The sequence below is a fragment of the Pseudomonas sp. 8BK genome, assembly GCF_902506475.1.
Taxonomy (GTDB): domain Bacteria; phylum Pseudomonadota; class Gammaproteobacteria; order Pseudomonadales; family Pseudomonadaceae; genus Aquipseudomonas; species Aquipseudomonas anguilliseptica.
This window is the reverse complement of record NZ_LR733252.1, coordinates 3,767,182-3,780,080: the sequence shown is the minus strand read 5'-3', so window position 1 is coordinate 3,780,080 and position 12,899 is coordinate 3,767,182. Positions and strand designations below refer to the sequence as shown.

General features: G+C 61.3%; 14 protein-coding genes. 12 read left to right on the top strand and 2 right to left on the bottom strand.

All coding sequences use genetic code 11. The features are described 5' to 3' along the window. Window positions 1-5: 5 nt before the first annotated feature. The 5 genes from ACIN8IBEIGE_RS17625 to ACIN8IBEIGE_RS17605 all read left to right on the top strand — a co-directional run bounded on the left by ACIN8IBEIGE_RS17625 (window position 6) and on the right by ACIN8IBEIGE_RS17605 (window position 3,963). On the top strand, window positions 6-719 hold the full coding sequence (locus ACIN8IBEIGE_RS17625; RefSeq protein WP_090387928.1) for a TetR/AcrR family transcriptional regulator: 714 nt from the start codon (window positions 6-8) through the stop codon (window positions 717-719). Between the two features lie 30 nt (window positions 720-749). After that, complete coding sequence (locus ACIN8IBEIGE_RS17620; protein ID WP_160015790.1) at window positions 750-1,301, top strand: hypothetical protein; 552 nt, start codon at window positions 750-752, stop codon at window positions 1,299-1,301. 17 nt (window positions 1,302-1,318) lie between these two features. Next, a complete protein-coding gene (locus ACIN8IBEIGE_RS17615) occupies window positions 1,319-2,614 on the top strand; it encodes a flavohemoglobin expression-modulating QEGLA motif protein (RefSeq protein ID WP_178124373.1) in 1,296 nt (431 codons plus the stop codon). 204 nt (window positions 2,615-2,818) lie between these two features. Beyond that, window positions 2,819-3,565: a TIGR00266 family protein gene (locus ACIN8IBEIGE_RS17610; RefSeq protein ID WP_160015789.1), complete on the top strand. Its 747-nt coding sequence runs from the start codon at window positions 2,819-2,821 to the stop codon at window positions 3,563-3,565. Between the two features lie 92 nt (window positions 3,566-3,657). Further along, entirely contained in the window at window positions 3,658-3,963 is a 306-nt protein-coding gene (locus ACIN8IBEIGE_RS17605; protein WP_160015788.1) for a hypothetical protein, read from the top strand. A gap of 2 nt (window positions 3,964-3,965) precedes the next feature. On the opposite strand, the gene ACIN8IBEIGE_RS17600 is transcribed toward ACIN8IBEIGE_RS17605, so the two are convergent. After that, window positions 3,966-4,307: a pilin assembly protein gene (locus ACIN8IBEIGE_RS17600; RefSeq protein WP_160015787.1), complete on the bottom strand. Its 342-nt coding sequence runs from the start codon at window positions 4,305-4,307 to the stop codon at window positions 3,966-3,968. 159 nt (window positions 4,308-4,466) lie between these two features. Between ACIN8IBEIGE_RS17600 and ppc the strand changes: the two genes are divergently transcribed. From ppc to ACIN8IBEIGE_RS17570, 6 genes are all read left to right on the top strand, one after another. After that, window positions 4,467-7,103, top strand: coding sequence for a phosphoenolpyruvate carboxylase (gene ppc, locus ACIN8IBEIGE_RS17595; RefSeq protein WP_160015786.1), 2,637 nt, complete (start codon window positions 4,467-4,469; stop codon window positions 7,101-7,103). A 245-nt stretch (window positions 7,104-7,348) separates the two neighbouring features. Then, complete coding sequence (adk, locus tag ACIN8IBEIGE_RS17590; RefSeq protein ID WP_160015785.1) at window positions 7,349-7,996, top strand: adenylate kinase; 648 nt, start codon at window positions 7,349-7,351, stop codon at window positions 7,994-7,996. Window positions 7,997-8,190: 194 nt separating this feature from the next. Further along, on the top strand, window positions 8,191-8,976 hold the full coding sequence (locus tag ACIN8IBEIGE_RS17585) for a 5'-nucleotidase, lipoprotein e(P4) family (protein WP_160015784.1): 786 nt from the start codon (window positions 8,191-8,193) through the stop codon (window positions 8,974-8,976). Window positions 8,977-9,138: 162 nt separating this feature from the next. Beyond that, window positions 9,139-9,819 (top strand): tRNA (adenosine(37)-N6)-threonylcarbamoyltransferase complex dimerization subunit type 1 TsaB, encoded by a 681-nt coding sequence (tsaB, locus tag ACIN8IBEIGE_RS17580; protein ID WP_160015783.1) that lies wholly within the window; start codon window positions 9,139-9,141, stop codon window positions 9,817-9,819. A 134-nt stretch (window positions 9,820-9,953) separates the two neighbouring features. Then, window positions 9,954-10,295, top strand: a complete 342-nt coding sequence (locus tag ACIN8IBEIGE_RS17575; RefSeq protein WP_090387935.1) for a hypothetical protein — start codon at window positions 9,954-9,956, stop codon at window positions 10,293-10,295. A gap of 3 nt (window positions 10,296-10,298) precedes the next feature. Continuing rightward, complete coding sequence (locus tag ACIN8IBEIGE_RS17570) at window positions 10,299-11,159, top strand: DUF72 domain-containing protein (RefSeq protein ID WP_160015782.1); 861 nt, start codon at window positions 10,299-10,301, stop codon at window positions 11,157-11,159. Between the two features lie 32 nt (window positions 11,160-11,191). Here ACIN8IBEIGE_RS17570 and ACIN8IBEIGE_RS17565 read toward each other — a convergent pair whose 3' ends face one another. Beyond that, window positions 11,192-11,956 (bottom strand): hypothetical protein, encoded by a 765-nt coding sequence (locus ACIN8IBEIGE_RS17565; protein ID WP_256665218.1) that lies wholly within the window; start codon window positions 11,954-11,956, stop codon window positions 11,192-11,194. Window positions 11,957-12,062: 106 nt separating this feature from the next. Here ACIN8IBEIGE_RS17565 and ACIN8IBEIGE_RS17560 point away from each other — a divergent pair, with 106 nt between their 5' ends. After that, window positions 12,063-12,851 carry a class I SAM-dependent methyltransferase gene (locus tag ACIN8IBEIGE_RS17560; RefSeq protein WP_160015781.1) on the top strand — a complete coding sequence of 263 codons (789 nt, stop codon included), beginning with the start codon at window positions 12,063-12,065 and terminating at the stop codon, window positions 12,849-12,851. Window positions 12,852-12,899: the final 48 nt, after the last annotated feature.

Sequence of the window (12,899 nt, the reverse complement as noted above, 5' to 3'; positions counted from 1 at the left end):
CTGCTGTGACAGCCAAGCCCGCCCAAGAAAGCGCCACCCTGGTGGCCAACGCCGTCGCTGAGAGCGTGCAGTACCACGGCCGCAAAGCCAGCCGACAGGGCAGTGAACAGCGCCGCCAGGCCATTCTCGATGCCGCCATGCGCATTATCGTGCGTGAAGGCGTGCGTGCCGTCCGCCATCGTGCGGTGGCTGCAGAAGCCGAAGTACCTCTCTCGGCGACTACTTATTACTTCAAAGACATCAACGACCTGATCACCGATACCTTCGCTCAGTTCGTTGAGCGCAGCGCGGCGCACATGGGCCAGTTCTGGAGCAGTACCGAAGGACTGCTGCGTGAGCAGGTTAGCCGCCTGGATGGCAGCGCCGAGGCGCGTCGGCGTCTGGCCAATGAGATTGCCCGGTTAGCCGTGGAATATGTGCGCCAGCAGTTGCTGACTCGTCGTGAACACCTGCTGGCCGAGCAGGCCTTTCAGCAGGAGGCTTTGCTTAACCCGCGCCTGCACGGGCTGTTGCGCGCCCATCGGCAGATTCTGCTGCAAGGCGTGACGCACTTCTTCGAGGTGCTGGGTTCGCAGCAGGCGGAGCAGGATGCCAAGCTCTTGACGGCGATTATTGTGCGCATGGAGTATCAGGGCCTGCTCGATGGTGTCGATCATCTGGACAGTGAAGAGATGTTGGCCATGCTTAAACGTTATATGCATCTGGTGCTGGGGCTATAGCCCACTAAATCCGTTCACAAGGAGAGCTGAATGAAAGCCTGGCGCGCGCTGCTTGCCGTGTCCTTCCTGCTGCTTGGTGGCTGTCTGGTGACCTTCAAGGACCCGATTCCCGCCAATGAAGCTGCCCCGATTCCCTTGCTCGGCGAGTGGTCGCGCAAGAACGAGTGGGGCGAGCAGCTGTATCTGCAGATCACCCGTGCCGGCTCCAACGTCTATAAGGCGCGGGCTTATGTCGACAGCCTGGATAACCTCGACAGCGTTGAAGAATACGGCTTTACCGTGGCCCACCATGGCCGTCGCTGGTACCTTTCGGCCGGCCTGCCGAAAAGCCTGGGGGCAAACTTCGCCATCGCTGGCTTCGAGCTGACCACCAACAATGAATTGGTGATCTACAACCTGGATGTCGACCGGGTCCTTCAGGAGCTGGAGCAGGGCGCGTTGCAGGGTGAGGTGATTGATGGCGCTGAAGGCGATGGCGTGCTGATCAGCAGTCCGCTGGAGCAGGTGTTCAGCTACCTCGACGATCAGGCCAATTCGGATGTATTTATCGAGGTCGCGCGTTATCAGCGGGCGGGCGACTAGTGAGTGATGGGGAACGCATGAACAGTCACACCGGGTTGGACGATTATCAGTTGATCGTGCGCGCGCTGTCCGACCGTCTGGTCGAGGCGCAGACGCCGATTCGCGTGCTGGACGCGGTGAAATGGGATGACTCGATCCGCAGCGAGTTTCTCAAGCATAAAGGCAAGAAGCTGCCCGCCGTCGACCATGCCTACTACGCCAACCGGCCGCTGCCCTTTGATGCGTCGGCAAAGAAGCTGGAGTTCCAGAATATCGAGCGTGACATCACCCGCCAGCTCGGCCAGTTCAACCCGGTGGGCAAGATCATGCGGCGCATGTGCCGCGAGTACCGCATGGTCATTCGCATGCTTGAGGCACGTGGCACCGAGGACTTTGGTCTGATCAGCCAGGAACTCTATGGCGCGGCTTCCGACGCCTTCCATGCCGGCGACCCGACTCTGGCCGACCTGGGCCTGATGTTTTCCGACTTCCTCAATAACATCGACAAGCGCGGTGACCTCAAGGACGAAGCCAAGACCCTGACCGCCAAAGAGGCCGTCAACCTGCTGCAGCACCGTCTGAACAAGGTGTTTGGTGAGGAGGAGAGTACCATTCGGGTGTTTGAGTCCGACGGTATTCTCGCCGATGCGGCCGCTGGTGCCGATTACATCAAGATCCGCGCCGATGCGATGTTCAATGAGCGCGATGTAAAAGCCCTGGAAGTGCATGAAGGCCTGGTGCATGTGGCCACCACCCTGAATGGCTTAAGTCAGCCGGTCTGCACCTTTCTGGCCAAGGGCCCGCCCTCGTCCACGGTGACCCAGGAAGGCTTGGCGATTTTGATGGAAGTGATCACCTTCGCCTCTTACCCAACCCGTCTACGCAAGCTGACCAATCGCACCCGTGCCATCCATATGGCCGAAGAGGGTGCGGATTTCCTGCAGGTCTTCGATTTCTACCGTGAACAAGGCTTCAGTCAGGAAGACAGCTACAGCAACGCCAACCGCGTGTTCCGGGGCTCTACCCCCAACGGCCTGCCTTTCACCAAGGATCTGTCCTATTTGAAAGGCTTCATCATGATTTACAACTACATCCAGCTGGCCGTGCGCAAAGGCAAGCTGGAGCAGATTCCGCTGTTGTTCTGCGGCAAGACCACCCTGGAAGACATGCGCACCCTACGCCAGTTGGTGGATGAAGGGCAGGTTGTTGCACCCAAGTACCTGCCGCCGCAGTTCAGTGACCTCAATTCGCTGTCGGCCTGGATGTGCTTCTCCAATTTTTTGAACCACCTAAGCCTTGATCGGATCGAAGCCGACTACGCCAATATCCTCTGAAAGCTGCTGCGCTCGATCATGCGGCGTTGAGGATGAGGCCGGAAATGCTCATTTACAGCAGTAAGCTCCGCTTTCCGGCCTCATCTTCGCCTTGCCTGCTCTTCGCTCGCGACACTTTCATCCAGTGCGGTCAGGTCGTTTTGCAGCTCGGATGACATCCGGGGAGCCTTCACCGAATCCTTGTCTAATTGCCAGGAACCCTGCATGCCCAGCCATCAACTCGACTACGAAATCCTTGGCGCCTCTGCGCAGAGCGTGGAGGTCATTCTCGATCCGGGCGAAACGGTGATCGCCGAAGCCGGTGTAATGAATTACATGACCGACGGCATTCGCTTTGAAACACGCCTGGGCGATGGTGCGGCCACGGGCGTGCTGGGCAAACTGTGGGGCATGGGCAAGCGCATGCTCACGGGTGAGTCGCTGTTTATGACGCACTTCTCAAATGCCGGTAAAGCTCCGGCGCGCGTGGCCTTTGCTGCGCCGTACCCCGGCACCGTGGTGCCGATTCAGCTGGCCGAGCATGGCGGCACGCTGATCTGCCAGAAAGACGCCTTTCTCTGCGCTGCCTACGGCACGGCTGTCGGTATCAGCTTTAACAAACGTCTGGGGGCCGGGTTCTTCGGCGGCGAGGGTTTTATTCTGCAGAAGCTCGAAGGTGACGGCCTGGCCTTTGTGCATGCTGGCGGCACGGTGATTCGCAAGGAGTTGAACAACGAAACTCTGCGCCTGGACACCGGCTGCCTGGTGGCCTTTACCAGCGGTATCGACTACGACATCGCCTTGGCCGGCGGCCTGAAAAGCATGCTGTTTGGCGGCGAGGGCATCCTCCTCGCGACCCTCAAGGGCACTGGTACGGTGTGGGTGCAGAGTCTGCCGTTCTCGCGCCTGGCCGAGCGCATCTATGAAGCGACCTTCAAGGCCCGCGAGGAAGTGCGCGCGGGCGGTAAATGATGCGGCAATCTGGGCCTTTGCAGGCGTGAATGTTTGCTGCAAGCTGCGCCGCCTGTGCTTAGCCCGCTAACTGAAAAAACCGAGAGCCTGTTATGAGTGAAGTAAACCCCATCCCGCTGATCCTTACCGGTATTGGCAGCATCTGCGCCACGGTGGCTGTGCTCGGTTATTACGGCTATCTGCATATCGCCAAGCCGGAAGATGCCTTGCTGCTGTCCGAGTTCACCATGCTCAAGACGGTGCCGGGTGAGGACTATAAGGTCTCGCTCAAACCTGCCAGCCAGGTCGCCCAGTGCATCGATGGCGTGCTGGTGCTGTTTGATCTGGAGCAGAAGGGCCTGAGTGGCGTACTGGTCGACCAACGCAAGCAGGCCGTGCGTTGCAGCGCAGGTCAGTAAGCTCAGCCCGCCTGCTTCTGCTGTTCACTAAGACGCTGCAAATGCCGGCGTGACAGGGCAAGGAAGCGCGGCGTCAGGCCGACGTCTTCATATAGCGGGTCGCCCTGTTCATCGCTGGCCACCACCTTGCTGCCTTGGACGTAAGGCAGGCTGGCCTCCAGCTCATCAAGTGCCGCGCCGAGCAATTCCCCGATCAGCTCTTCAATGTGGTGCTTGGGGTACATTTCCTGCAAGGCTGCCAGGCGCGCTTCGGCTTCCAGGTCGAGTCGTATCTGATAAGGCGTTGCGCTCAGCCGCCCCTGGGCATTTTCCTGCCAGTGCTGAACAAGCTCGCGAATCTTCATGATTGCCTCGTGTCTGTTCTATGCCCGCCGCTTCAATCTGGGTGGGCTTGCTTAGCTAAGACTAGTGCCTGCCCCGATAAGTGCGGCTAAGGCGTCGCGCACTTGTAAGAAGTTGGCGCGCTGGGCACTCTGGAGACAGGATCAGCGGAGGCAACACTCATGGCAGAAATCGACGCGCGTCTGCGCGAGGACGTCCACCAGCTCGGCGAACTATTGGGTAACACCATCAGCGTGCAGCATGGCGCCGCTTTTCTCGACAAGATCGAGCGCATTCGCAAGGGGGCCAAGGCCTCGCGCCGTGGTTCGCAGGAGGGCGCGGAACAACTCAGTGCAACCCTCAACCAACTGGAAGATGACGAGCTGCTGCCGGTGGCGCGGGCGTTCAACCAGTTTCTCAACCTGGCCAATATCGCCGAGCAGTACCACCGCGTGCGCCGTCGCGCGCCGGGTGAAGCGCAGCCGTTTGAAGACAATATCCTCGCTGATCTGCTGCAGCGGCTATCCAGCAACGGCCACAAGGGCGAGGCCCTGGCCCGCCAGTTCGGCCGCCTGGATATCGAGCTGGTACTGACCGCGCACCCCACCGAAGTGGCGCGGCGCACGCTGATTCAGAAATACGACGCGATGGCCGAGCAGCTGGCAGCCGGCGACCATAGCGACCTCTCGGCGGTCGAGCGTGAGCAGGTCAAGCAGCGCCTGCAGCGGTTGATTGCTGAAGCCTGGCACACCGAAGAAATCCGCCGCAGCCGGCCGAGCCCGGTGGATGAAGCCAAATGGGGTTTTGCGGTGATCGAACATTCGCTCTGGCACGCCATCCCCAATGTGCTGCGCAAGGCCGATCAGGTGCTGCATAGAGCCACCGGGTTGCACCTGCCGCTGGATGCTGCGCCGATTCGCTTCGCGTCCTGGATGGGCGGCGACCGTGATGGCAACCCGAATGTCACGGCCACGATTACCCGCGAAGTGCTGTTGCTGGCGCGCTGGATGGCAGCAGACCTGTACCTGCGTGATGTCGATAACCTGGCGGCCGAATTGTCCATGCAGCAGGCCAGCCAGGCGCTGCTGGCGCGAGTGGGGGCGAGTGCCGAACCCTATCGCAGTCTGCTCAAACAGCTGCGTGAGCGTTTGCGTGCTACCCGCAGCTGGGCCCAGGCTGCGTTGCATGAGTCGATCCCGGCGCCCGCAGGCGTGCTGCAGGACAACCGCGAGCTGCTGGAGCCGCTGACGCTGTGCTACCAGTCGCTGCATGAATGCGGCATGGGTGTGATTGCCGATGGCCCGCTGCTCGATTGCCTGCGCCGCGCGGCAACCTTCGGTCTGTTTCTGGTGCGTCTGGATGTGCGTCAGGACTCCAGTCGCCACGCCGCCGCCATGAGTGAAATCACCGATTACCTCGGTCTGGGCCGTTACGCCGAGTGGGATGAAGAGGCGCGCCTGGCGTTTCTGCTGAAAGAGCTGGAGAACCGCCGGCCGCTGTTGCCCGGCCACTTCAAACCCAGCGGCGAAACCGAAGAGGTGCTGGCCACTTGCCGTGAAGTAGCTGGCGCGCCTGCTGCATCGCTGGGCTCCTACGTGATCTCCATGGCCGGTGCGGCCTCCGATGTGCTGGCGGTGCAGTTGCTGCTCAAGGAAGCCGGGTTGCAACGGCCGATGCGCGTGGTGCCATTGTTCGAAACGCTCGCTGACCTGGACAACGCCGGCCCGGTAATCAGCCGGCTGCTGGCACTGCATGGCTACCGCGCGCGCTTGCACGGGCCGCAGGAGGTGATGATCGGCTATTCCGACTCCGCCAAGGACGCCGGCACCACTGCGGCGGCCTGGGCGCAGTACCGTGCCCAAGAAACCCTGGTGCAGGTCTGCCTCGAACAGGATGTCGAACTGCTGCTGTTCCACGGTCGTGGTGGCACCGTGGGGCGTGGCGGCGGCCCGGCGCATGCGGCAATTCTGTCGCAGCCGCCTGGCTCGGTAGCGGGGCGTTTCCGCACCACTGAACAGGGTGAAATGATTCGTTTCAAATTCGGCCTGCCGGATATCGCCGAGCAGAACCTCAATCTGTATCTCGCCGCCGTGCTGGAGGCTACCTTGTTGCCGCCACCCAGCCCGGAGCCGGCCTGGCGCGAGCTGATGGATAGACTGGCCAGTGATGGCGTCAGTGCCTATCGCGCGGTGGTGCGTGAACACCCGCAATTCGTCGACTATTTCCGTCAGGCCACGCCGGAGCAGGAGCTGGGTCGCTTGCCCCTGGGCAGCCGCCCGGCCAAGCGCCGCGAGGGTGGCGTCGAGAGCCTACGGGCGATTCCCTGGATTTTCGCCTGGACGCAAACGCGCCTGATGCTGCCAGCCTGGCTGGGCTGGGAAGCGGCACTGGACAACGCCTTTCAACGCGGCGAAGGCGAGCTGCTCGGGCAGATGCGCGAACACTGGCCGTTCTTTCGCACCCGCATCGACATGCTGGAAATGGTGCTGGCCAAGGCCGACGAGTCCATCGCCCAGTTGTATGACGAGCGTTTGGTCGAGCCAGCCCTGCGTCCGCTGGGTGCGCATCTACGCGGCCTATTGTCGCAGGCGGTCGTCGCAGTGCTGGGTTTGACCGGTCAGTCGCAGCTGTTGGCGCACAGCCCGGAAACCCTGGAGTCGATCAGTGTGCGCAACACCTACCTGGACCCGTTGCACCTACTCCAGGCCGAGCTGCTGGCGCGCTCGCGGCTGCGCGGCAATCAGGCTGACAGCCCTCTGGAACAGGCGTTACTGGTCAGTGTGGCGGGTATAGCGGCCGGGTTGCGTAATACCGGCTAAGTGGATTGATAAAGGCAGTCGTGCTTCCGGTCGTGCAGATGTAGTGCGCGGCAGAAAGCACTACCTGCTAGAAGTGGTCGCAGGTGTATCCGACTTTCGGTGGCTTGTGCGCTATGGGTGCGCTGTGTATCTTGAGCGGCCTTTCGGCACTCTGGCCCAGTTTGGCAGCGCTGCTTGAACAATTCTGAGATTGGCCCCACGAGGCGAGTCCGACGATTTTTACTTAAATCTTGAGGAGCACATCGATGCGTGTGATTTTGCTGGGGGCGCCCGGTGCCGGTAAAGGTACCCAAGCTGGTTTCATCACCAAGAAATTTGGTATTCCGCAAATCTCCACCGGTGACATGCTGCGTGCTGCGGTCAAGGCCGGCACTGAACTGGGCCTGGTTGCCAAAAGCGTGATGGACAGCGGCGGTCTGGTTTCCGATGACCTGATCATCAATCTGGTCAAGGAGCGCATCGCCCAGGCCGATTGCGCCAATGGTTTCCTCTTCGATGGCTTCCCGCGCACCATTCCTCAGGCCGAAGCCCTGAAAGAAGCTGGTGTGACTATCGACAACGTGGTCGAAATCGCCGTTGATGACGAAGAAATCGTCGGCCGTATCGCTGGCCGTCGCGTGCACCCTGCTTCGGGTCGCGTTTATCACACCGAGCACAATCCGCCGAAAGTCACCGGTATTGACGACGAAACCGGTGAAGCGCTGATCCAGCGTGACGACGATAAAGAAGAAACCGTGCGTCATCGTCTGTCGGTCTATCACTCGCAGACCAAACCGCTGGTGGACTTCTATCAGAAGCTCGCCGCCGCTGACGGTACGCCTAAGTACAGCGCTATCGCCGGCGTTGGCTCGGTCGACGAGATCACAGCCAAGGTGCTCGCTGCGCTCAGCTAAGCCTTGTTGCAGTCAGCCAACGGCCCGCTTTTGCGGGCCGTTGTCGTTTCTGCGGTTGGCGCGCTGGGTTCGCTGAGCGTCGTTCATAGAACAGTAACCTTGCTCGCCTAAGTTAGCATCGGTTTGGTCTATACCAGGATGCGATGGTCATAGACGTCAAGCCTTAACCCACACTAAGGAAGAGAGCGCGTTCAATGACCGAGAAAACAGCAAAGAGTGCTATCTGGTTGGGCCTTGCATTAGTGCTGGCGGGGAGCCCGGCAGCGTTTGCCGAAACCCCGGCGCAGCCCAAGACTGATTGCAGCGTTGCCGAGTTCACCATGGGCCTGCGTTTTCAGCAGCAATCGGCGGAAGTTCAGGCCCTGCAGCTGCAGGCCTATAACATCGCCACCCTGAAGCTGGATGCGGCTGTGGCAGCGGCGAAAGATCCGTCCAAGCTGGCCATCGTCACCGACCTGGACGAAACCGTCATTGATAACAGCGCGCTGCTGGCGCGTGACCTGGCCAACTGTCACACCTATGACGCCTGGGACACCTGGCTGCCCTGGGAGCGCGACGGCACTCCGGCGCTGATCCCCGGCGCCAAGCAGTTCCTGCAGCATGCCGACAAGCTCGGGGTGACCATTCGCTATATCTCCGACCGTGCCGATGAGCAGAAGAAGTACACCTTGGCCACCCTGAGCAAGCTGGGGTTGCCGCAGATCTCTGAAGACAGCGTGCTGCTGCTGGGCCCGCCCAAGGTCGAGCGTCGCGCCATTGTCAGTGCCGATCATCAGATCGTGCTGCTGCTGGGTGACACCCTGCATGACTTCGATGGGCGTTTCCGTAAGACGCCACTGGCCGATCAGCGTACCACTGTGGCTGCTGAGGCGAGCAAATGGGGCACCGAGTGGATTGTCTTCCCCAACGCGAGCTACGGCACCTGGTCCAAGGCGCCTTTGCAAGGCTGGGATGCCCAAACCGTTATCGAGCCCTGGTAAGCCGTTGTTTACATAGTTCGCACTGGGTCCGTTCGGGCCCGGTGCGTGCCAACTATCTGGCGAGTTCGTTCGCGTGGCAGGCGCGAGCGGCAGTGATTGCGCTGGAAAAAAATGCCTCAAGCCGGTCTAATGCCCGTCCATTTCGTCACCTGTCCGAATGCAATGACCACTCTACTGGCCCTGGATACCGCCACCGAAGCCTGCTCCGTTGCCCTGCTGCATAACGGCCAGGTGCTCAGCCACTATGAAGTGATTCCGCGTCTGCATGCCCAACGTCTGCTGCCGATGATCAAGCAGCTGCTGGCCGATGCCGAAGTGCCGTTGTCGGCGCTTGATGCGATTGCCTTTGGTCGTGGCCCAGGCGCTTTTACCGGTGTGCGGATTGCCATCGGCGTGGTGCAGGGGCTGGCGTTTGCCCTGGAACGCCCGGTGTTGCCGGTGTCCAATCTGGCCGTATTGGCGCAGCGCAGCCTGCGTGAGCATGGTGCGCAGCAGGTGGCTGCAGCCATTGATGCGCGTATGGATGAGGTCTATTGGGGCTGCTACCGCGCCGAGCAGGGTGAGATGCGCCTGGCCGGCGTCGAGGCTGTATTGCCTCCTGAACACGCCAGCTTGCCTGTTGATGCTAGCGGTGACTGGTTTGCCGCCGGTACTGGCTGGGGCACCTTTGCCGCACGTATTCCAGTTGCTGTTACTGGGCAGGATGTCGCCATGCTGCCGCATGCCGAAGACCTGCTCAACCTGGCGCGTTTTGCCTGGGCTCGCGGTGAAGCGCTGGATGCTGACCTGGCGCAGCCGGTTTACCTGCGTGATCAGGTGGCCACGCCCAAAGCCTCGGTTTAAACCGCTAGGCATCGGCGCACCTTCTGTCGCGCATAATGCCGTGTTGCGCCGCGCTTGATTGCCAAGCCGGTCTACGGGGGCTAAATTGCCATCACTTGTGTCCATCGTTGGCTAAGCAAGCCGAGCAGTAACTGATGCGTATCGACGGTTTTACTTCCTCTTATTCGCCAGACCGCAGTGCCCGCCCAGGCTCTGCGGTTACGCCATTTCGCGAAGCGCAACGCGAGATTGAGGAGCGTCGTGAGCAGCCCGCATCACCCGCCAGCACCCAGGGCTTTGAGCAGGTCGCCCAGGCGCGCAAGGTTGAAGCCAGTAATGCCAGCAGCGACAGCCTGCCATCGCGTCTGCAAGACCAGCTGTACCAGCCGCCGCTGAACAACCGTGCCGCCCAGGCCTTGGCCAGCTATAGCTCAACTGCCAGTTTCGCCAGCGAGACAGATGCCCAGCAGGTGCTAGGCCTCGATCTTTACGCCTAATTGATGCTGCCTTACTACCTCGGTTGCCCGTCATGGAGCGAGCCCACCTGGCGCGGTTCCTTGTATCCAGGCGGCAGTCGCAGCGCCGACTTTCTGCCGTTGTATGCCCAGGTGTTCAACGCCGTTGAGGGCAACACCACCTTCTATGCAAAGCCCTCCGTCGATACCGTGGCCCGTTGGGCCGAGCGCATGCCGGGGCATCTGCGCTTTTGTGCCAAGTTGCCGCGCGACATTAGCCATAACGGCGACCTGCGTGACCAGCTAGGCGCCACCGAGGATTTCCGTCGCTTGCTGGCGCCGCTGGGTAAGCGGGTGGCGCCGTTCTGGCTGCAACTGCCCGCAAGCTTCGGCCCGCAGCGTCTGGCGGAACTGAGTTCCTTTATCGAGCCCTGGCAGGCCGAGGAGCTGGCCGTCGAGGTGCGTCATCCGGCGTTCTTTGCCAAAGGCGAGGAGGAACGCAGCCTCAACCGTCTGCTGCATGGCCGGGGTATTGAACGTATCTGTCTGGATTCTCGGGCGCTGTTCAGCTGTGTATCTACAGCCCCGGCCGTATTGCATGCGCAGGCCAAGAAGCCGCGCCTGCCGCTGCGGCCCACAGCCTTTAGCCAGGCGCCGCAGCTGCGCTTTATTGGCCATCCCGAGTTATTGGCCAATGATCCCTTTATGGCGCCCTGGCTGGACAAGGTGGCGAGCTGGATAGAAGAAGACCGCACGCCCTATGTCTTTCTACACACCTCGGACAACCGTCTGGCGCCGCAGCTGGCGCAGCGCTTTCATCAGCAGTTGATGCGGCGCCTGCCGGGTTTGCCGGCGTTGCCACACGTACAGCTAGAGGATGAGGTCGAGCAGTTGGGCCTGCTTTGAGCCTGCCCAAATACCTAGAAACAGGTGGTTGGTCAGCGTTGTGCAAGCAGCAGGTCAGCTGCCTGACCATTGCGCCCGTCGGCGAATTCGAAGCGGCCGAGTTGGGCGATTTCGTCGTAGGCGCCCAGGGTAATCTTCACGTCGCGTGCCTGAAGGTCGATGGCGCTGACGCCAGCCTCACTCAGCGACTGGCTGGACTGTCGGCCCTGAGCATCGAAGCGCAGCAGGCTCAGGCGCTCGTAGATTGAATCCTGGCTGTCGATACGGCCATCACCGTTGTCATCGTATTTGCGCAGTTCGGCAAAGCCGTTGGCCGCGCCATTCTGGTCGCCGAACAGCTCGCGGCCATCGTCGATGCGACCGTTGCCGTTGCGGTCATGGGCGAGCAGGGCGTCGTCACCGGTGGGCACGCTGATCTGGTCGAGCTTGCCGTCGGCATCCAGATCGAAGCGTACCGAGCGGTTGAGGCCGCTGGTGCTGAAGCCGTTACCGGCCAGATCGAGTACCAGAGGATCGGTTTTCTTGGGTTCGGCGTTGATGTTGACGTTCAGCTCCAGCTCGCGTTGGGCCACCATTTCCTGAAAGTCGCTGGCCTGGGCAGTGACGGCAGGTGGATCGCTGGGCGTTTCCGGCGCCTTGGCAGGTGCTTCGGCTGCCACCTCATCGGGCATCAGGGTGCGCCGCAGAATCTGGTAATCCAGGGAGGCGCGCTTGCCATCCTCCAGCGTCTCGCTGATCGAGTTGGTGTTGGCGGCCGATGGCGCGGCGCTGCGTGGGGCGGAAATCACATCAAACATGGCGAACTCGGTGCGGCTGGAAGCTGCCGGGTCTGGCAAAATGCCGCTCAGGCAGGTTATCGGCCGCTACGACGGTCAATTGAGTGATTTTTGAGCACAATTTCTGATGAGTGATGAGCGGCTAATAGCCAGAATTCGTATGCAAGCCCTGGCTCCCCATCTGCAGGCGGCAGCAGGAACCTGGGCCGCGCGCCTGGGTTTACCGCTGGACGGCGACAGCGAGTTTGCCTTGCAGCTGGGCGAGGGTGGCTTGCAGCTGGTTGAACTGGGCCCGCAGGCGCCAGGGCCGGTGAAAGTGGATTTTGTCGAAGGCGCGGTGGCGCATCGCCGGCTGTTCGGTGGTGGCAGTGGGCAGATGATCGCCAAGGCGGTAGGGGTGCAGTCCGGGGTGCGCCCGACGGTGCTGGATGCTACGGCGGGCCTGGGCCGCGATGCCTTTGTGCTGGCCAGTCTGGGTTGCCATATGACCTTGATCGAGCGTCAGCCACTGATTGCCGCGCTGCTGGAAGATGGCCTGGCGCGCGCCGCGTTGGATCGTGATGTGGCGCCGATTGCCGCGCAGATGCAGCTGCGGGGTGGCAATGCCATCGAGCTGATGCGCGCCTGGCAGGGGGAGCCCCCGCAGGTAATCTACCTCGACCCGATGTTCCCGCACCGTGACAAGAGCGCGCTGGTGAAGAAAGAGATGCGCCTGTTCCGTCCGTTTGTCGGCGATGACCTGGATGCGCCTGCGTTGCTGGAAGCGGCGCTGAACCTGGCCAGTCATCGGGTCGTGGTCAAGCGCCCGCGCAAGGCTCCGCTGATTGAAGGCGCCAAGCCGGGGTATGCCCTGGAAGGTAAATCTAGCCGCTACGACATCTACCCGAAGAAGAAACTGCAAGCCACCAGCGAGTAGGTTTGCAGCTTGTTCACGGGTTAGGCGCCGCATTGCGTAGGTTGGGTT